The sequence below is a fragment of the Nocardioides astragali genome, assembly GCF_024436375.1.
GTDB lineage: Bacteria > Actinomycetota > Actinomycetes > Propionibacteriales > Nocardioidaceae > Nocardioides > Nocardioides astragali.
This window is the reverse complement of sequence record NZ_JAFMZM010000004.1, coordinates 738,261-756,729: the sequence shown is the minus strand read 5'-3', so window position 1 is coordinate 756,729 and position 18,469 is coordinate 738,261. Positions and strand designations below refer to the sequence as shown.

14 protein-coding genes are annotated in these 18,469 nt (G+C 71.8%); 2 read left to right on the top strand and 12 right to left on the bottom strand.

The features are described from left to right. Nucleotides 1–320: 320 nt before the first annotated feature. The 9 genes from J3P44_RS16970 to argC are packed head-to-tail and all read right to left on the bottom strand — an operon-like array spanning nucleotide 321 to nucleotide 9,506. The gene (locus J3P44_RS16970; protein ID WP_255891609.1) at nucleotides 321–887 is read right to left on the bottom strand and encodes a DNA-3-methyladenine glycosylase; all 567 of its coding nucleotides are present in this window, start codon (nucleotides 885–887) and stop codon (nucleotides 321–323) included. Continuing rightward, a complete protein-coding gene (argH, locus tag J3P44_RS16965; protein ID WP_255891608.1) occupies nucleotides 871–2,295 on the bottom strand; it encodes an argininosuccinate lyase in 1,425 nt (474 codons plus the stop codon). The genes J3P44_RS16970 and argH overlap by 17 nt, the downstream gene beginning before the upstream one ends. Continuing rightward, nucleotides 2,295–3,725 (bottom strand): argininosuccinate synthase, encoded by a 1,431-nt coding sequence (argG, locus tag J3P44_RS16960; RefSeq protein ID WP_255891607.1) that lies wholly within the window; start codon nucleotides 3,723–3,725, stop codon nucleotides 2,295–2,297. Before argG ends, argH begins: the two co-directional genes overlap by 1 nt. Continuing rightward, on the bottom strand, nucleotides 3,722–4,267 hold the full coding sequence (locus J3P44_RS16955) for an arginine repressor (protein ID WP_255891642.1): 546 nt from the start codon (nucleotides 4,265–4,267) through the stop codon (nucleotides 3,722–3,724). The genes argG and J3P44_RS16955 overlap by 4 nt, the downstream gene beginning before the upstream one ends. A gap of 8 nt (nucleotides 4,268–4,275) precedes the next feature. After that, nucleotides 4,276–5,199, bottom strand: coding sequence for an ornithine carbamoyltransferase (gene argF, locus J3P44_RS16950; RefSeq protein WP_255891606.1), 924 nt, complete (start codon nucleotides 5,197–5,199; stop codon nucleotides 4,276–4,278). Then, nucleotides 5,196–6,389 (bottom strand): acetylornithine transaminase, encoded by a 1,194-nt coding sequence (locus tag J3P44_RS16945; RefSeq protein ID WP_255891605.1) that lies wholly within the window; start codon nucleotides 6,387–6,389, stop codon nucleotides 5,196–5,198. Before J3P44_RS16945 ends, argF begins: the two co-directional genes overlap by 4 nt. Then, the gene (gene argB / locus J3P44_RS16940; RefSeq protein ID WP_255891604.1) at nucleotides 6,386–7,333 is read right to left on the bottom strand and encodes an acetylglutamate kinase; all 948 of its coding nucleotides are present in this window, start codon (nucleotides 7,331–7,333) and stop codon (nucleotides 6,386–6,388) included. Before argB ends, J3P44_RS16945 begins: the two co-directional genes overlap by 4 nt. Beyond that, entirely contained in the window at nucleotides 7,330–8,481 is a 1,152-nt protein-coding gene (gene argJ, locus J3P44_RS16935) for a bifunctional glutamate N-acetyltransferase/amino-acid acetyltransferase ArgJ (RefSeq protein ID WP_255891603.1), read from the bottom strand. The genes argB and argJ overlap by 4 nt, the downstream gene beginning before the upstream one ends. Beyond that, the gene (gene argC, locus J3P44_RS16930) at nucleotides 8,478–9,506 is read right to left on the bottom strand and encodes an N-acetyl-gamma-glutamyl-phosphate reductase (protein ID WP_305122478.1); all 1,029 of its coding nucleotides are present in this window, start codon (nucleotides 9,504–9,506) and stop codon (nucleotides 8,478–8,480) included. The genes argJ and argC overlap by 4 nt, the downstream gene beginning before the upstream one ends. Before the next feature lie 92 nt (nucleotides 9,507–9,598). Here argC and J3P44_RS16925 point away from each other — a divergent pair, with 92 nt between their 5' ends. Further along, on the top strand, nucleotides 9,599–10,399 hold the full coding sequence (locus J3P44_RS16925) for a maleylpyruvate isomerase family mycothiol-dependent enzyme (RefSeq protein WP_255891601.1): 801 nt from the start codon (nucleotides 9,599–9,601) through the stop codon (nucleotides 10,397–10,399). A gap of 65 nt (nucleotides 10,400–10,464) precedes the next feature. Continuing rightward, nucleotides 10,465–11,922, top strand: a complete 1,458-nt coding sequence (locus tag J3P44_RS16920; RefSeq protein ID WP_255891600.1) for a hypothetical protein — start codon at nucleotides 10,465–10,467, stop codon at nucleotides 11,920–11,922. Nucleotides 11,923–11,995: 73 nt separating this feature from the next. Here the strand turns inward: J3P44_RS16920 and pheT are convergent, their stop codons facing one another. The 3 genes from pheT to J3P44_RS16905 form a co-directional block, all read right to left on the bottom strand. Next, nucleotides 11,996–14,485: a phenylalanine--tRNA ligase subunit beta gene (gene pheT, locus J3P44_RS16915; RefSeq protein WP_255891599.1), complete on the bottom strand. Its 2,490-nt coding sequence runs from the start codon at nucleotides 14,483–14,485 to the stop codon at nucleotides 11,996–11,998. A gap of 15 nt (nucleotides 14,486–14,500) precedes the next feature. Beyond that, nucleotides 14,501–15,613, bottom strand: a complete 1,113-nt coding sequence (gene pheS, locus J3P44_RS16910) for a phenylalanine--tRNA ligase subunit alpha (RefSeq protein WP_255891598.1) — start codon at nucleotides 15,611–15,613, stop codon at nucleotides 14,501–14,503. 155 nt (nucleotides 15,614–15,768) lie between these two features. Further along, entirely contained in the window at nucleotides 15,769–18,426 is a 2,658-nt protein-coding gene (locus tag J3P44_RS16905) for a DUF4153 domain-containing protein (RefSeq protein ID WP_255891597.1), read from the bottom strand. Nucleotides 18,427–18,469: the final 43 nt, after the last annotated feature.

Sequence of the window (18,469 nt, the reverse complement as noted above, 5' to 3'; positions counted from 1 at the left end):
ACCACAAAGATCGATGCCAACGGGGCAAAACAAACTAATTCGTCGACTAATCAAACACACTGTTGAGTTCTCAAGAATCAGACGCACCCGTTCCTCGCCAGCTGGGCTGGTCCGGTCGCGGGGCAACCTGCAAAAACTTACCGGGCTCGGCGCTCACCGTCAAACTCAGGTGAGCCTCGTGCTTCAGTTGGTCGGTGCCGGTTTCCGCCTCAGCTGACCTTCTGGCCAGGAGGCGGCGCCACTTGCAGCGACGAGTAGAACTGTAGACCCTGTCCCACGAGCATGCCAAACCGGGGGTGGCGTCTTCGCAAAGGCGCAGGTCAGCGGCCTGCGCGAGGCCTGGGAGCCGCCGGCCGGTAGGTGCTGACCGTCGGGTCGCCGCTCACCCAGAACCGCCACGGCGTGTCGGCCGCGTGGCGCAGGCCCACCCGTGGTCCGGAGCTGATCTCGAGCGGCGTCTCCCCCGGCTCTAGCACGGGACGTACGCCGTTGTGGGAGAGGTCGATCCCGAGCGCCTGGCACAGACGGGCCGGACCGCGCGCCAGGTCGCGGTCACTGCTGCCGGGGCGTCGCTCCCGCGCAAGGTCCAGTCCCGCCACCACCTCGCCGGCGCGCAGCAGCACCGCGCCGGGGTCGCTGTCGGGGCCGGTCACCAGGTTGGCGCAGTGGTGCATCCCGTACACGAAGTAGACGTAGAGGTGGCCCGGCGGGCCGAACATGACCGCGTTGCGCGCTGTCGGGCCGCGGTAGGCGTGGGAACCAGGGTCCGCGGGGCCGGCGTACGCCTCGACCTCGGTGAGGCGCACGGAGACCCCGCCGTGCGTGAGCACGGCTCCCAGCAGCCGCGGCGCGACCTCGACGGGGTCGCCCTCAGCCCAGGCGCTCACGGTGACCGGTGCTCATGTCCCGCAGCTCGGCGAGCTGCTCGCGGACTCGCTCAGGGGCGGTGCCGCCCCTGCCGTTGCGTGACTCGACCGAGCCCTCGGCGGTGAGCACGAGGCGCACCTGCGGTGTGAGCAGGGGGGAGATCGCGGCGAACTCCTCGTCGGTCAGGCCGTCGAGATCGGTCCCCTTGGCCTCGGCCGCGCGTACGCAGGCGCCGGCCAGCTCGTGCGCGACTCGGAAGGGGGTGCCCTCGCGCACCAACCACTCGGCGATGTCCGTCGCCAGCGAGAAGCCCTGGGGGGCGAGCTCGGCCATGCGCTCGGTGTTGTAGACCAGCGTCGCGACCTGGCCGGTGAAAGCCGGGAGGAGCACCGTGAGGGTGTCGAGGGAGTCGAAGACCGGCTCCTTGTCCTCCTGGAGGTCGCGGTTGTAGGCGAGCGGCAGCGCCTTGAGCGTCGTGAGGAGCCCGGTGAGATTCCCGACCAGGCGCCCGGACTTGCCACGGGCGAGCTCAGCGATGTCGGGGTTCTTCTTCTGCGGCATGATGCTCGACCCGGTCGACCACGAGTCGTGGAGGGTCACGAAGTCGAACTCCCTGGTCGCCCACAGGATGATCTCCTCGGCGATCCGCGAGATGTCGATCCCGATCTGGGCACACACGAAGGCGAACTCCGCCACGAAGTCCCGCGAGGCGGTGCCGTCGATCGAGTTGGCACTCGAGCCAGTGAACCCGAGCTCGTTCGCCACCAGCTCCGGGTCGAGGCCCAGGCTTTGGCCTGCGAGCGCTCCGGAGCCGTACGGCGAGTCCGAACGGACCCGGTCCTGCCAGTCCCCCAGCCGGTCGACATCACGCAGCAGCGCCCAGGCGTGCGCCAGCAGGTGATGGGACAACAGCACGGGCTGCGCGTGCTGGAGGTGCGTGCGTCCCGGCATGATCGCCCCGAGATGTGTGTCGGCCTGGTCGGCGAGCGCCTCCACAAGGTCGAGGACCAGCCTCGCCACCGCGCGCCCGTGGTCGAGCAGGTAGCACCGGAAGAGCGTGGCGATCTGGTCGTTGCGCGACCGGCCCGCGCGAAGCTTCCCGCCGATCTCCGGACCCACTTCCTCGATCAGCAGGCGCTCGAGCGCGCCGTGGACGTCCTCGTCGGACGCCGACGGGTGCAGTCGTCCGGAGGTGAACGCCTTCGTGAGCACGTCGAGACCACGATGCAGCTCGTTCTCCTCATCGGCCGTCAGCAGACCGGCGGCCCCGAGCGCCTTGGCATGGGCATGGGAGCCAGCGATGTCGTAGAGCGCGAGGCGCCAGTCGAAGTGGGTGGACCGTGAGAGGGCCTCCAGCTCCGGCGACGGCCCGCCCTCGAACCGGCCGCCCCACAGCTTGCCCTCGTTGGTCGTGCTGAGCTCGCTCATCAGTCGGTCCCGAACTCCATCGCCGCGTGGTCGAGCGCGGTCTCGTCGGCCGCCTCGGCGGACGGGTTGTCGGTGATCTTGTCGTACCCGCCGGACTCGATGGCACCGAACAGGGTGCCGTGCTCGACCAGCACCTGGCCCTGGTCGAGCGGCTGGGCGGCGTACAGCTCGAGCTTGGCGCGCGAGTCGGCGATGTCGAGGTTGCGCATCGTCAGCTGGCCGATCCGGTCGGTCGGGCCGAAGGCGGCGTTGTCGGTGCGCTCCATCGAGAGCTTGTCGGGGTGGTAGGAGAAGGCCGGGCCGTCGGTACGCAGGAGGGTGTAGTCGTCGCCGCGACGGAGCCGGAGGGTGACCTCGCCGGTGACGAGCGAGGCGATCCAGCGCTGGATCGACTCCCGGATCATCAGCGCCTGCGGGTCGAGCCAACGCCCCTCGTAGAGCAGCCGGCCGAGCTTGCGGCCCTCGTTGTGGTACTGAGCGACGGTGTCCTCGTTGTGGATCGCGTTGACGAGGCGCTCGTAGGCGATGAAGAGCAGCGCCATGGCAGGGGCCTCGTAGATGCCGCGCGACTTGGCCTCGATGATCCGGTTCTCGATCTGGTCGGACATGCCCAGCCCGTGACGTCCGCCGATCGTGTTGGCTTCGTGGACCAGCGCGACCGGGTCGTCGTAGCGGATCCCGTTGATGGCGACGGGGCGGCCCTGGTCGAAGCGGATCGTGACGTCCTCGGGCTCGATGGCGACCGCCGGGTCCCAGAACTTCGCACCCATGATCGGCTCGACGGTCTCCAGCGACACGTCGAGGTGCTCGAGGGTCTTCGCCTCGTGGGTGGCGCCCCAGATGTTGGCGTCGGTGGAGTACGCCTTCTCCTGGCTGTCGCGGTAGGGCAGCTGGTGCTCGGTGAGCCAGGCGCTCATCTCGTGCCGGCCACCGAGCTCGGTGACGAAGTCGGCGTCGAGCCACGGCTTGTAGATGCGCAGGTCGGGGTTGGCGAGCAGGCCGTAGCGGTAGAACCGCTCGATGTCGTTGCCCTTGAAGGTGGAGCCGTCGCCCCAGATGTTGACGTCGTCGTCGTGCATCGCGCGCACCAGCATCGTGCCCGTGACAGCCCGGCCGAGGGGCGTGGTGTTGAAGTAGACCCGGCCTCCCGAACGGATGTGGAAGGCGCCGCAGGCGAGAGCGGCCAGGCCCTCCTCGACCAGCTGGGTCTTGCAGTCGACAGCGCGCGCCAGCTCGGCGCCGTACTGGAGGGCGCGGGTGGGCACGCCGGAGATGTCGGGCTCGTCGTACTGCCCGATGTCGGCCGTGTAGGTGCACGGCACGGCTCCCTTGGCGCGCATCCAGGCGACCGCCACGGAGGTGTCGAGGCCCCCGGAGAAGGCGATGCCGACGCGCTCGCCGACGGGGAGGGAGGTGAGGACCTTGCTCACAGGACGTCCTTCGAAGTGGTGGGTGCGGATGAGTGGTGCGGGTCGTTGGCCAGGTCGAGGAAGCGCTGCGCGAGCGCGTCACCGCCCAGGGGGTCGCGGCCGATCACCAGGAGGGTGTCGTCGCCGGCGATGGTGCCGAGGATGTCGCCGAGGTCGGCCTTGTCGAAGGCGCTGGCCAAGAACTGGGCGGCACCGGGGGGCGTGCGGAGCACGACCAGGTTGGCGCTGGCCTCGGCGCTGACGAGCAGCTCGGCGCACAGCCTGGCCAGCCGGTCGCGGCCGGCCGCGCTCTCGCGGGGGGCCACGACGGAGCGGTCACCGCCCTCCCCCGGCACTGCGTACACGAGCGCGCCGTCGGTGCTGCGCACCTTGACCGCGTCGAGCTCGACGAGGTCGCGGCTCAGCGTGGCCTGCGTGACGCGGACGCCGTGGTCGGCGAGCAGGTCGGCGAGCTCGGTCTGGGAGCGCACCGGGTGAGCGGTGACGATGTCGATGATCCGCTGGTGGCGGGCGCTCTTGGTCAGCGGCGTGACGGCGGTCATCTGGCTGCTCACGATCGCTCGAGGAGCCAGGTCAGGACCGCCTTCTGGGCGTGCCGGCGGTTCTCGGCCTCGTCCCACACCACCGACTGCGGTCCCTCGATGACGGCCTCGGCGATCTCCTTGCCACGGTAGGCGGGGAGGCAGTGCATGACGATGGCCTCCGGGTCGGCGTGGGCGAGGAGCTCCTCGGTCACACCGTAGGGCGGGAAGATCCGCAGCCGGTCGCCGGACTCCTCCTCGCGGCCCATGCTCACCCACGAGTCCGTGACGACGACGTCGGCGCCGGCCACCGCCTCGACTGGGTCGCTCGTGAGCTCGATCGAGCCGCCGGTGTCCTGCGCGATCTCCCGCGCCCGGGCGACCACGTCGGCATCGGGGGTGAAGCCCTCGGGGGCGCCGACGACGACGTGCAGGCCGGCGGACGCACCCGCCAGCACCCAGGAGTTGCCCATGTTGCAGGCGCCGTCGCCGACGAACGCGGCCCGGACGCCTGCGAGTCGACCCTTGTGCTCGCGGACCGTCTGGAGATCGGCCAGCAGCTGGCACGGGTGGAACTCGTCGGTCAGGGCGTTGAGGACGGGCACGCCGGCATGGTCGGCCATGGTCACCACGTCGCTCTGGTGCGCGGTGCGCCAGACGATGGCGGCCGCCTGGCGACCGAGGATGCGGGCGACGTCCTCGACGCCCTCGCGCGACCCCATGGCTGCGAGGCCGCCGTCGACGGTCATCGGGTTGCCGCCGAGCTCCGCGATGCCGGCGGCGAAGGAGACCTGGGTGCGCAGCGTCGGGCGGTCGAAGACGAGCGCGACGGTCCGGGGGCCGCCGAGCGGCTTGGGGTCGAAGGGCTCGGCCTTCATCGCGTCGGCCAGGTCGAGGACCTCGAGCAGCTCGGCCGGCGACAGGTCGTCGTCGCGGAGGAAGTGGCGGGTCATGAGCTGGCCTCCTGGGCGCGAGCGGTGTCGAGGATGGCGGGCAGTGCGGCGTCGAGTGCGTCGAGGTCGCTCTCGGTGATCACCAGCGGCGGCACGAACCGCAGGCGCGAGGGCCCGGTCGCGTTGAGGATGAAGCCCGCCTCGCGCCCGGCCGCGACGGCCTGGACGGCGTACGGGCCGTCGAGCTCGACGCCCCGCATCAGCCCGGCGCCGGCCACCTCGACGATGCCGGCCTGCTTGGCGAGCAGACCAGCGAGCTGGTCGCCGCGCGCGAGGGTCGCCCCGAGCAGGTCGTCGGACTCGATGGTGTCGAGGACGGCGAGCGCGGCTGCCGTCGCGACGGGGTTGCCGCCGAAGGTGGTGCCGTGGTTGCCGGGCTGCAGCAGCGTCGCCGCCTCTCCCCTGGCCACCGTGGCGCCGATCGGGATCCCGCCGCCGAGACCCTTGGCGAGGGTGACGACGTCCGGCTCGATCCCGTCGAGCAGCTGGTGGGCGAACCAGGCCCCGGTGCGGGCGATGCCTGTCTGCACCTCGTCGAGCCAGAGCAGGGCGCCGTGGCTCCGGGCGATCCGCTGGGCGGCGGCGAGGTAGTCGGGCGACGGCACGATGACCCCTGCCTCCCCCTGCATCGGCTCCAGCACGACCGCGGCGACGGTGTCGTCAACGGCCGCCTCGAGCGCTGCCACGTCGTCGTACGGCACGAAGGTGACGTCGCCGGGAAGGGGCTGGAAGGGCTCGCGGTAGGCGGCCTTCGAGGTGAGGGCGAGGGCGCCCATGGTGCGACCGTGGAAGGAACCCTCGGCGGCGATGAGCCGCGTGCGTCCGGTGCGGCGGGTCAGCTTGAGGGCGGCCTCGTTGGCCTCGGTGCCGGAGTTGCTGAAGAACACCCGGCCATCGGTCCAACCGAGCAGGCCGAGCAGCCTCTCGGCCAGGGTGACCTGGGGCTCCGTGGCGAAGAAGTTGGAGACGTGGCCGAGGGTCGAGAGCTGGGCGGTCACCGCCTCCACCAGCGCGGGGTGCGCGTGGCCGAGCGCGTTGACGGCGATGCCGGCGAGCAGGTCGACGTACTCCTTGCCGTCGGTGTCCCACACATGCGCTCCCTCACCGCGCGCGAGGGCGAGCGCCGGCGGCCCGAAGGTGTTCATCACCGCGCCGGAGTAACGCTCCTGCACCTCGGACGGGGGCGTCATGCCTGCTCCCCCGTCGCGTAGGGCTTGCGCATGCGGGTGGCGACGCCGGGCAGCACCTGGGTGCCGACGCCCTCGTCGGTGAAGATCTCGAGGAGCACGGCGTGCGGCTCACGGCCGTCGACGACCGTGGCGCGCGGCACGCCGCCCGTCACCGCCTCGTAGCAGGCGCGCATCTTGGGGACCATGCCCGCGTCGAGCCTCGGCAGCATCTCGCCGAGCGCCTCGGGGCTGATCTCCTGGATGAGGTCGTCGGAGTTGCCGTAGTCGCGGTAGAGCCCCTCGACGTCGGTCAGGACCAGCAGCTTCTCCGCGCCGAGCGCGATGGCGAGGGCAGCTGCCGCGGTGTCGGCGTTGACGTTGTGGACCAGCCCGTTGACGTCGGGCGCGACCGAGCTGACGACCGGCACGCGGCCGGCCTCGATCAGGTCGAGCACGGCCTCGGGCCGCACCTTGGCGACCTCGCCGACGAGGCCCAGGTCGACCTCCTCGCCGTCGACGACGGTGTTGGTCGGCTCGGCGGTGAACAGCCCGGCGTCCTCACCGGAGAGCCCGACGGCGAGCGCTCCGTGCTGGTTGATGAGGCCGACGAGCTCGCGCTGGACCTGGCCGACGAGCACCATGCGGACGACGTCCATGGCCTCGGGCGTCGTCACACGCAGGCCGCCGCGGAACTCGGACTTGATGCCGAGCTTGTCGAGCATCCGCGAGATCTGGGGGCCGCCGCCGTGGACCACGACGGGCTTGAAGCCGGCGAAGCGCAGGAAGGCGATGTCCTCGGCGAAGGCGACCTTGAGCGCGTCGTCGGTCATGGCGTTGCCGCCGTACTTCACCACGATGGTCCGGCCGTGGTAGCGCTTGAGCCAGGGCAGGGCCGCGGCGAGCGTGCGCGCCTTGGCGGGGTCGGGCCGGCGCGGGTTCTGGATGACGCTGCTGGATTCGGTCATGAGCTGTAGGCGCTGTTCTCGTGGACGTAGGCGTGGGTGAGGTCGTTGGTCCAGACGGTCGCCCGGGCGTCGCCTGACTTGAGGTCGATCGTCACGCTGACCTCGCGGCCGGTGAGGTCGACCGTGGCCGGGTCCTCGGCGGGCGTCGAGGTGCGGCAGACCCAGACGCCGTTCATGGCGACGTCGAGGTCGGCCGGGTCGAACTGCGCCGAGGTGGTGCCGATGCTGGCCAGCACGCGGCCCCAGTTGGGGTCGTTGCCGAAGATGGCGGCCTTGAAGAGGTTGCTGCGAGCGACACTGCGGCTGACCTCGACGGCCTCGTCCTCGGAGGCGGCGTGGAGCGTGGTGATGGCGATCTCGTGGTCGGCGCCCTCGGCGTCCTTGAGCAGCTGCATGGCCAGGTCGGTGCAGGCCTGGGTGAGCGCGGCGGTGAAGTCCTCGGGCGTGGGGGTGATCCCGCTGGCTCCGCTGGCGAGCACGGTCACGGTGTCGTTGGTGGACATGCAGCCGTCCGAGTCGAGCCGGTCGAAGCTGACCCGGGTCGCGGCCCGGAGCGCGGCGTCCAGCTCGGGTGCCGGGACGACGGCGTCGGTGGTCAGCACGACGAGCATCGTGGCGAGCTGCGGGGCGAGCATGCCGGCGCCCTTCGCCATCCCCCCGATCGACCAACCGGCGCCCTCGAGCACGACGTTCTTGCTGACGGAGTCGGTGGTCATGATCGCCTCGGCCGCCTGGACACCGCCATCGGCGGCGAGCGCGGCGGTTGCCGCGTCGACGCCGGCCAGCAGGTCCTCACGGTCGTTGGCGAGGCCGATGAGACCGGTCGAGCACACGACCACGTCGATCGCGCCGAACCCCAGCCCGTCTGCGACCTTCTCGGCCACCGCGTGCGTGGTCTGGAAGCCTTCGGGGCCGGTGTAGCAGTTGGCGCCACCGGAGTTGAGCACGACCGCGCGGACGGTGCCGTCCTTCACGACCTCCTGGCTCCACAGGACGGGGTTGGCCTTGCAGCGGTTGGCGGTGAAGACCGTGGCGGAGTCGTAGGTGGGGCCCTGGTTGACGACGAGGGCGAGGTCCTTGCCGCCGCTGGATTTGAGTCCGGCGGCGACGCCGGAGGCGAGGAAGCCCTTGGGGGTGGTGACGGTCATGGTGCGAGTCCGATCGTGGAGAGCCCGGCGGCCTCATCGAGGCCCAGGGCGAGGTTCATGCACTGGACGGCGGCGCCGGCGGTGCCCTTGGCCAGGTTGTCGACCACGGCCACCGCCACCACTCGTCGTACGGACTCGTCGACGGCCACCTGGACCTGGACGGCGTTGGAGCCGAGCACGGACTGCGTCTGCGGCCACTGGCCCTCGGGCAGGAGGTGCACGAACGGCTCGTCCTTGTACGCCGCCGCGTAGGCGTCGCGGACGTCGGCGGGGGTGACTCCGTCAAGCAGGGGTGCCTGCACGGTGGCCAGGATGCCGCGGGACATCGGCACGAGGAGCGGCGTGAAGCCCACCTTCACGGCGGCGCCGTGGACGCCGGTGAGGTTCTGGACGATCTCGGGCGTGTGCCGGTGCACTCCCCCGACGCCGTAGGCGCTGGCGTTGCCCATCACCTCGCTGCCGAGCAGGTGCGCCTTGGCGGCCTTGCCCGCTCCGCTGGTGCCGGAGGCCGCCACGACGGTGACGTCCGGCGCGACCAGCCCCGCGGCGAGCGCGGGCACTATGGCGAGCGTGGAGACAGTCGGGTAGCAGCCGGGGACGGCGATCCGGCGGGCACCGCAAAGCAGGTCGCGCTGGCCGGGGAGCTCGGGCAGCCCGTAGGGCCAGGAGCCTGCGTGCTCGCCGCCGTAGAAGGCCTGCCACTGGGCCGGGTCGGTGAGCCGGAAGTCCGCCCCGCAGTCGATGACGACGGTGTCGTCGCCCAGGGCCTGCGCGATGGCGGCCGACTGGCCGTGCGGCAGGCCGAGGAAGACCACGTCGTGGCCGGCCAGCGACTCGACGGTCGTGTCGGCGAGGACGCGGTCGGCAAGCGGGAGCAGGTGCGGCTGGAGCGTCCCGAGGCGCTCGCCGGCGTTGGAGCCCGCGGTCAGGGCACCGATCTCGACGTGGGGGTGCCCGAGGAGGAGGCGGAGGACCTCGCCCCCGGCGTACCCACTGGCTCCGGCGACGGCGACTGAGACGGACATGTGCATGACTATACATTGGGGTGCATGACTCGTCGAACCGGGGTCCCGCATGGGTGCGGCACACGGTCGGCCCGCTCCCCTACGGTTCACGGGTGACCCCACTCTCTCCTGAGTCCTACCTGTCCCACCTCCGCTCCGAGTCCGCGCGGTTCCGCGAGGTGCTCGCCGGCTGCGACCCGGAGGCACGGGTGCCGTCCTGCCCCGACTGGAGCGCCGCCGACCTGCTCTGGCACCTGGCGACCGTCCAGCGGTGGTGGGCCGAGGTGGTCGGTGCGCGCCCCGAGCGGCCCCAGGAGGTCGAGCCGCCCCGCCCGGCGTCGTACGACGAGCTGCTGGCGACCTTCGACGGGTGGTCGCGCGACCTCGTCGACGCGCTGGAGGGCGCGGACCCCGCGGACGAGGCGTGGAACTGGTCCGACGACCACACCGTGGGCTTCATCCTGCGTCGTCAGGCGCACGAGGCGCTGGTCCACCGCATCGACGCGGAGCTCGCCGCTGGAGCCTCGTCGGACGTCGACCCGATCCTGGCGACCGACGGGGTGCACGAGGTCCTCGCGGTGATGTACGGCGGCTGCCCGCCGTGGGGGTCCTGGGAGCCGGGCGAGGGCATCGTGCGGCTGGACACGACCGACACCGGCGAGCAGTTCTGGCTCCGGTTCGGCACGTTCACCGGCACCGATCCGGACAGCGGGACGACGTACGCGGACGAGGAGGACTTCCACGTGGTGACGCCGCCCGAGGGTGACGACGAGCCCGACGTCGTCGTCGACGGTCCTGCGGCCGCTCTCGATCTCTGGTTGTGGAAGCGGGGCGACGACCGGGAGATCTCCGTCGTCGGCGACCAAGCGGTGTACGCCCGCTTCCGCGCGGTCGTGGACTCACCGATCAACTGAGACAACCTTTCGGCCTCGTGCGACGTCTCCAGCGTCACAGCCATGACTCACCGGGAGGTCACTCCATGACCTACAGCCGTCCGACAGCGCATGTCGCAGCCCTCGTCGCCGGGCTGCTCGCCGGTCCGGTGCTCGGCCCCGTTCCCGCCCACGCGGACCCCCTCACGTGCCAGGGGCAGGTCGTGACGGTGACCGGCGAGGTCGGCACGCCCGGGGACGACGTGATGGTCGTCGGGTCGGCGGGCGTCTTCACCGCGAACAGCGGGGCGGGTGACGACCTGGTCTGCATCCGGGTCACGACCGGTCGTGAGCCCTTCATGTTCACCGTCGACGCCGGCCCCGGTGCGGACCGGGTGTTCAACGAGTCGACCGACGGCAACACGACGGTCCAGACCCTGCTCGGCACGGGTGGGGACTCCTACATGGGCAACGAGCTCGGCGACACGGTCGTGGCCGGCGCGGCGCTCTGGGGGAGCTCGGGCGACACGAGCGACACCGAGAAGGACACGATCGACACCCGAGGCGGCAACGACTACGTCACCAGCGGTTCAGTCGCGCCCGGGACACCCAATCCAGACGTGGTCACGACCGGCGACGGCGACGACAAGCTCAGCTGGGCCGGCGACCTGACCGGCGCGCCGGTCGACCTGGCAGCCGGCACCAACAGGCTCGCGCTCTACCCGGGCTGGGAAGGCACCGACCTGCACGTGGACGCCACGACGTCCACCGTGAGCGCCGATGCGCGTCCGGTGCTGCGGTGGACCGGCCAGGTGCAGGCCTACCTGCTGACGGTCGACAGGCTCCGCACCAGGTTCACCGGCGGCGACGCCGACGAGATCCTGACGTACGCCGTGGCGCACCCGGGGACGCCGGGTGCGGTGGTCCTCCCCGACCCCGACCGACGTCTGGACGCCGACATGGGCGCGGGAGACGACTCGATCGGCGAGCAGGACTTCGTCGGCGGCTCGCTACTCGGCGGACCCGGTGACGACGCGCTCCAGGCGGCCCGCTGCCTCGAGGCCGACGTACGCCTGGGCGACGCTTTCACCTGCCTGGCCGCCTACAACCCGCGCGTGGAGTACGCCGCGGCCATCGACGCGTGGGAGCACATCCACGTGCCGGGCGGACTCGTGCGCGTCGTGGGCACCTCCGGGCCCGACGACGTGCACGCCGCGGGATCGCGCGTACGCGTCATGGGCCGCGGTGGCGACGACCGCCTGGTCGCGTCGGGCTCGCGCAGCACGGCGCGGACGCCATGGACGGTGGTCCTGGACGGCGGCCCCGGCGCTGACGCGGTCTGGGGCGGCTACGGCCACGACAAGCTCGTCGGCGGATCCGGGAAGGACAAGATCGCTGGGAGCTCCGGGGACGACCTCCTGCTCGGAGGCGGCGGCGCCGATCGACTCAAGGCCGGCAAGGGGCGTGACGAGGTCCGCGGCGGACAGGGTCGCGACCGCGCCGACGGTGAGGCCGGACGGGACCGCTGCTCGGCGGAGGTGCGCCGCTCCTGCGAGCGCGGCTGACCCTTCGGGGTCGGCCACTGGCCCTTGAGTCTCCCGGAGACTCAAGGGCCAGCTCACGTGCTGCGCGCGCCGATCAGGTGCGCTGAACGGCCCCGGTCCGCTCCGCGGCGAGGGCGACGGCGGCATCGCGCGCGGCGGCCGCCTCGCCCTCCTTGAGCGTGCGATCGGGAGCCCGGAAGCGCAACGCATAGGCCAGCGACTTCTTGCCCTTGCCCACTTGGTCGCCGGTGTAGACGTCGAAGAGCCGGATCGACTCCAGGAGCTCGCCGGCGCCCTCACGCAGCGCGGCCTCCACGTCCGCGGCCGGAACGGAGGCGTCGACCACGAGCGCGACGTCCTCCTTGGCCACGGGGTACGACGAGAAGCTGGGCGCCTTTCGCAAGTGGACCGACCGGGCCATGAGCAGGTCGAGGTCGACCTCGGCCGCGACCGTGCGCTTCGGCAGCCCGAAGGCCTGGCACACGGTCGGATGCATCTCGCCGGCATGACCGATCACCTCGCCGTCGACGGACAGCTCGGCACACCGGCCCGGGTGCCACGGGGCCAGCTCCGCCGAGGAGGCAGTGACCTCCAGGCCGAGAGCCGCGGCGACGGAACGGACCGCCTCGACGGCGTCGGCCCACGTCACCGGTCGGGCCTCGCCCCACCAGCCCCCGGCGACCGCGTCGCCGGCAGCGACGAGGGCCAGGTGCAGCGGCTGAGCCGGCAGGGCCGCGTCGAGCGCCTCGAACTCCTCGTCGGTCGGGCGGCGGTCGACGGGCAGGATCGCCGCGGGTCCGGCGTGGCGCGGCACCGTGACCGTGCCGGTCTCGAAGATCGCCAGGTCGGTGTTGCCGTGGCCGACGTTCTTGCCTGCCGTCCGCAGCACGCCCGGGAGCAGGGTCGTGGTCATGAACCCGGCCTCGTGGTTCAGCGGGTTGGACAGCCCCAGGAGGTCGCGCCGCGGGTCATCGGCGGCCAGGCCGAGCGCGTCGAGGTCCGCGGTGCCGACGAAGGGGAAGTTCACGACCTCCACCCAACCCTCGCCCGCGAGCGTACGACCGATCCGCCGCCGCAGCTGCTGCGAGCGGGTCAGCCCACGGCCCGACGGTGGCGTCGGCAGCACCGACGGAACGAGGTCGTAGCCCACGAGCCGGATGACCTCCTCTGTGAGGTCCTGCGCGGCGATCAGGTCGGGGCGCCAGGGCGGTGGGGTCACGTCGACACCGTCTGCGTCGGCATCGACCCGGCAGCCGATCGCCTGGAGGTGGTCGACCACGGTGCTGGAGTCGATGGGGAGACCCGCGACCCGCTCGGGAAGGTCGTAGGCCATCCGGATCGTCGGCATGGCCGGAGGGGTCCCGACCACGGTCACGCCGGGCTCGGCGTGGCCGCCACCGTGCTCGACGAGCAGCTCGACGACCCGGTCGGCCGCCGCCTCGCAGATGGTCGCGTCGACGCCGCGCTCGTTGCGCTTGCCGGCCTCGGAGGTGATCTTGTGACGCCGGCCGGTGCGGAACATCGACACGGCATCCCAGTGGGCGGCCTCGACGAGGATCGAGGTGGTGGACTCGGAGATCTCGGTCGTCTCACCACCCATCACGCCGCCGAGCCCGATGATGCCGGAGTCGTCGGTCACCACCAGGTCGGCCGGGTCGAGGGCGCGGTTGGTGCCGTCGAGGGTGATCAGCCGTTCACCCTCGCGCGCCCGCCGTACGACGATCGCGCCACGCAGCTTGTCGGCGTCGTAACCGTGGATGGGCCGACCGGTCTCGAGCATGACGTAGTTGGTCACGTCGACGGCGAGCGAGATCGGCCGCATGCCGGCGGCGGTGATCCGCCGGACGATGAGGTCCGGCGTCGGGGCGTCGGGGTCGAACCCGCTGACCCGGCGGGCGACGAAGACCGGGCAGCCCTCCGGGTCCTCCACCACGACCGGGTGGCCCTGGTCGTTGGCGGGCGGGGTGTCACGCAGGGCCGGGTCGCGGAAGTTGCTCGCACCCTCGACGGAGACGAGGACCTCGCGGGCGATGCCGCGCAGCGACAGGGCGTACGCGCGGTCGGGGTTGATCTCGAACTCGATGGTCTCCTCGTCGAGACCCAGCAGCGGACGCGCGTCCTGACCCGGCTCTCCGGCGTCGTCCGGCAGCACGATGATGCCGTCGTGGTCCTCGCCGAGCCCGAGCTCGCGCGCCGAGCAGATCATCCCGGCGGAGAGGTGGCCATAGGTCTTGCGGGCGCCGATCTCGAAGCCACCAGGCAGCACGCCGCCCGGCAGCACCGTGACGACGAGGTCCCCTGGCTTGAAGTTGTGGGCTCCGCAGACGATGCCCTGCGGCTCCCCGGTGCCATTGGCGTCTCCGACGTCCACGGTGCACCAGTTGATGGTCTTGCCGTTCTTCTGCGGCTCGGGCTCCATGGTCACGACGCGCCCGACCACGAGCGGTCCGGTGATGTCGCGGCCCGGGCTCTCGATGGCCTCCAGCTTGAGCCCGGTGAGGGTCAGTCGGTCGGTCAGCGCCTCGGTGGTGGTGCCCTCGGGCACGTCGACGTAGTCCAGGATCCAGGACAGGGGTGCCTTCATGTCAGTTCTCCCCTCTCAGATCTCGGTGCCGAACGCGCTGCTGAACCGGACGTCGCCCTCGAAGAGCGGACGCAGGTCCTCCAGGTCGTGGCGGAACATGAACGACCGGTCGATGCCCATGCCGAAGGCGAAGCCGCTGTAGACGTCGGGGTCGACGCCGCACGCGATGAGCACGCGCGGGTTGACCACACCGCACCCGCCCCACTCGATCCAGCCCTCACCGCGGCAGGTGCGGCAGGACTGGGCGCCCTCCTCGTCCATACCCGTGCCGCGGCACACGAAGCAGCGCACGTCGACCTCGGCGGAGGGCTCGGTGAAGGGGAAGAACGACGGACGGAACCGGGTCGTGATGCCGTCGCCGAAGAGCTGGGAGGCGAAGTGGTCGAGCGTGCCCTTGAGGTGGGCCATGGTGATGCCCTCGTCGACCACGAGCCCCTCGACCTGGTGGAACATCGGCGAGTGGGTGGCGTCGTACTCGTCGGTGCGGAACACCCGGCCCGGGCAGACGACGTAGATCGGCGGCTTGCGGGTCAGCATGGTGCGGGCCTGGACCGGCGAGGTCTGGGTGCGCAGCACGATGTGATGCTCGGGCGGCTCGGCCCAGAACGTGTCCTGAAGCGTGCGCGCGGGGTGGTCGGGGCCGAGGTTGAGCGCGTCGAAGTTGAGCCACTCGGCCTCGACGACCGGACCCTCGGCCACCTCATAGCCCATGGCGACGAAGAGGTCGGCGATGAGGTCGGACTGCAGCGTCAGCGGGTGCCGCCCACCGCGCCGGCGCCGCGTCGTCGGGAGGGAGACGTCGACGGTCTCCTCGACGAGCATGCGCTCCTCGTGCTCGGCCTCGAGCACGGCCTCGCGCGCCGCGATGGCCTGGTTGATCGCTCCGCGGGCCTGGCCGACGCGCTGGCCGGCCTCCTTGCGTGCCTGCGGTGGAAGGGCGCCGATTTCCCGGTTGGCGAGCGCCAGCGGGGAGCGGTCCCCGGCGTGGTCGAGCCGGACCTGCTTGAGGGCGTCGAGGTCGGCGGCAGCGGCGACAGCGGCCAGTGCCGCCTCGCGCATCTCCTCGACCTGGTCGGCCTTGAGCGGGGTCACTTCGACAGGGTCGTAGTCGGTGTTGGGGCCGGACATGGCTCCCTTTCGCGCGGCGACAGCAGTTGGCCGCAGAGTCTAGAAGTGGATGAGCTTCGGGTCGGACGGGGACTCCCCGGACCCGGTGACGTCAGCTGCCCGACGGACCAGGTCCGGGGCGCAGAAATCGCAAGCTCGTGTCCACGGGACCTATGCTACTCCGCGAAGTCGGCCCGCACGCCAGCGCATTCGTCGGCCGGCTGTGCCGCCTCCGCCTCGTACGCCGTCCGGGACGGGATCAGCCCCAGCGTCCGAAGTGCGTCCTCTCCGCGCACGCGGCCCAGGTTCCATGCCCGCGCGTCCTCGACCGCCTCGGGGCGCAGCGAGTTGTAGGTCAACGTGCGCAGGACACAGCCGGCGACGTCCTTTGGCAGACGCGCGGCGATGACGGGGGCGGCGTCGGCGGACAGGGTCTCGAGGTAGCGCAGGTCGAGGCTGCCGGTCGCGTCGTAGCGGTCGAGGTTGCGCTCGGCCACCCAGGCTTCTGGATTGATCGCGGCGATCCCGACGAGGGCGACCGCGCCGGACACGAGCGCGATGCGCGGCAGCCACCGGCCGCGACCGAGCGCCCCCGCCACCATGATCGCCAGCACCACGAAGCCGAGCCAGCCCTCGAACACGTCGACGAACAGGCGCAGCGTGGTGAAGCCGTACGCGTCCTGGTAGACGCTCATGCCGCGCAGCGCGGAGGCGACGACGAGCAGGGTGAGCACGCACAGCAGGCCCACGGACCCGAACAGCCAGCGACGGTCCTCGGAGGCGTCGCCGGCGCGTCGGGACGCGACCCAGACGACCAGCACGGTGAGCGCGGTGGCCAGGGTCAGCTGCCCGAACCCCTGGTGCACGAAGTCGGCGTAGGTCAGGCCGGTGGTCTGTTCGATGTAGTCGCGTCCGCCGATCAACGCGCGGGCCTGGGCGGCGATGAAGGCCAGGAACACGGCGTCGACGACCAGGACCGGCACGAGCCACTCGAACCGGTTGGCGAGCGGAGCCGGGCGACGGTCGCCCATCGTCTCCACGTCGGCGGGGTTGTGGGCGAGGTACGCCGCGGCGAGGGTCGCGGCGAAGACGAAGCACGCGAGGAAGGCTCGGCCGACGAGGTCGTTGAACGTCAGGTTGGGCACGAGCTGGTCGACCCACGAGCCGAACACCGGGTTGGCACTCGCAAAGATGGTGCCGAAGACGCCGAGCCCGAGCAGCGACCACACGAGGGTGCGCACCAGTGCTGGCGTACGCGTCCCCGTGCCGGCGATGCGCAGGGAGCGCCCGAACCACGGCAGGCCGCGCAGCGAGGCCAGCGGCCACGCCAGGCCGGAGAGCACGATGCCCGGCATCGTGCGCGCACCAGTGACGCCGCACAGGAACACGGCCGTGGCCGCGAGCAGACCGAGCATCTGGATCCACCAGGCGTCGAGCAGGGTCATCGGAAGCACGAGCAGGACGGCCAGGCCGGTGCAGGCGAGGGTCCACGGCTCACGTCGGCGCCTGGCCGTGAGGAGCGCCGCGGCCCCGCAGGCGAGGGCCACCAGGGTCCAGGTGATGCCGACCGCGGTGAACGACAGGGCGAAGCCGGCGACCAGTCCGGCGACCGCAGCAGCGACCACGGTCGGCAGGCCGGAGGGCAGCGCGGGCTCGGGCCAGAAGCGCCCGAACAGCCCGTCGAGCGCGGGCTGGGGACGCGCCGGTGCGTCGGACGGCCGGGCGGGAGGCGGAGCTGTCGTGGCCATGCTGGTCTCCATGCTGGTCTCCGGGGGGGTGTCCAGGACTGGGGAAGGTGTGGGGGATGCGCTCGTCGCCGGCGCGTGGAAGGCGTCGGCCGGCTGGGTCCGGGTCGCAGCGGCGGGCACCTCGAGTCGCAGCCGTGCGCCGCGACCCGCCGGGGGGTCGAGGAAGCGGAGCGTGCCGCCATGGAGCTGGGCCACCCAGCGGGCGACCGCCAGCCCGAGCCCGGTGCCGCCGGCACCGTCGGTCCCGAAGCGCTCGAAGACGCGGTCGCGGTCCTCGGGGGCCACTCCCCCGCCGTCATCGGTCACCTCGAGCCACCACACCTCGTCCTCGGCACCGCCGGTGACCAGGACCGGGGTGTCCGCGGGCGCGTGTCGTCCCGCGTTGTCGAGCACGTTGACGAGCAGCTGCTGCAGCCGTGCGGGGTCGCCCGCCACGACCACGTCGTCGGGGAGCGAGACCTGGAAGGTCCCGGGCCGCCCGGCCGACGTCACCTGCGTCACGGACTCCTCGACCAGCGGGCGCAGCCGGAGGTCCTGGCGGTCGAGGTCCACCACGCCGGCCTCCAGACGGGAGAGCTGGAGCAGGTCGTCGACGAGCCGCGCGAGCCGCTGGGCCTGGTCGAGCGCTGCACCGAGGTGCTCGGAGTCCGGGGTGACCACCCCGTCGGCGAGGTTCTCCAGGAGCGCGGTCATCGCGGTCAGCGGGGTGCGCAGCTCGTGCGAGACCGTGGCGATCAGGTCGCGCCGCTCACGGTCGACAGTGGCGAGGTCCTCGGCCATCCGGTTGAAGGCCGCCGCGAGCTGGCCGACCTCGTCGGTGGCCGTCGTGCGCACGCGTCCGGTGTAGTCGCCGCGAGCCATGGCACGCGACACCTCCGTCATCCGGCGCAGGGGTTCGACCATCCCCGCCGCCAGCAGCTGGGTCACACCGAGCGCCAGAGCCACGCTCACCGGCAGCACGAGCAGGGACGAGACGTCGGCGGCGGAGCCGAGCAGGGTCAGCAGCACGGCGGTCACGACAGACGCCGCGACCAGCAGGCCGAGCTTGACCTTGAGGCTCGACACCGCCTCGAGCGGCGCGCTCATTCGCGGCCCCCGAGGACGTACGGGCGCAGGGAGGACGTCTCTC

What these genes read in the sequence shown, in the direction of transcription:
- argH (WP_255891608.1), bottom strand. Translation starts at nt 2,295, where the DNA reads ATGAGCGAGCTCAGCACGACCAACGAGGGCAAGCTGTGGGGCGGCCGG.
- J3P44_RS16955 (WP_255891642.1), bottom strand. Translation starts at nt 4,267, where the DNA reads ATGACCGCCGTCACGCCGCTGACCAAGAGCGCCCGCCACCAGCGGATC.
- argF (WP_255891606.1), bottom strand. Translation starts at nt 5,199, where the DNA reads ATGACCCGCCACTTCCTCCGCGACGACGACCTGTCGCCGGCCGAGCTG.
- J3P44_RS16945 (WP_255891605.1), bottom strand. Translation starts at nt 6,389, where the DNA reads ATGACGCCCCCGTCCGAGGTGCAGGAGCGTTACTCCGGCGCGGTGATG.
- argB (WP_255891604.1), bottom strand. Translation starts at nt 7,333, where the DNA reads ATGACCGAATCCAGCAGCGTCATCCAGAACCCGCGCCGGCCCGACCCC.
- argJ (WP_255891603.1), bottom strand. Translation starts at nt 8,481, where the DNA reads ATGACCGTCACCACCCCCAAGGGCTTCCTCGCCTCCGGCGTCGCCGCC.
- argC (WP_305122478.1), bottom strand. Translation starts at nt 9,506, where the DNA reads ATGTCCGTCTCAGTCGCCGTCGCCGGAGCCAGTGGGTACGCCGGGGGC.
- J3P44_RS16920 (WP_255891600.1), top strand. Translation starts at nt 10,465, where the DNA reads ATGACCTACAGCCGTCCGACAGCGCATGTCGCAGCCCTCGTCGCCGGG.
- pheT (WP_255891599.1), bottom strand. Translation starts at nt 14,485, where the DNA reads ATGAAGGCACCCCTGTCCTGGATCCTGGACTACGTCGACGTGCCCGAG.
- pheS (WP_255891598.1), bottom strand. Translation starts at nt 15,613, where the DNA reads ATGTCCGGCCCCAACACCGACTACGACCCTGTCGAAGTGACCCCGCTC.
- J3P44_RS16905 (WP_255891597.1), bottom strand. Translation starts at nt 18,426, where the DNA reads ATGAGCGCGCCGCTCGAGGCGGTGTCGAGCCTCAAGGTCAAGCTCGGC.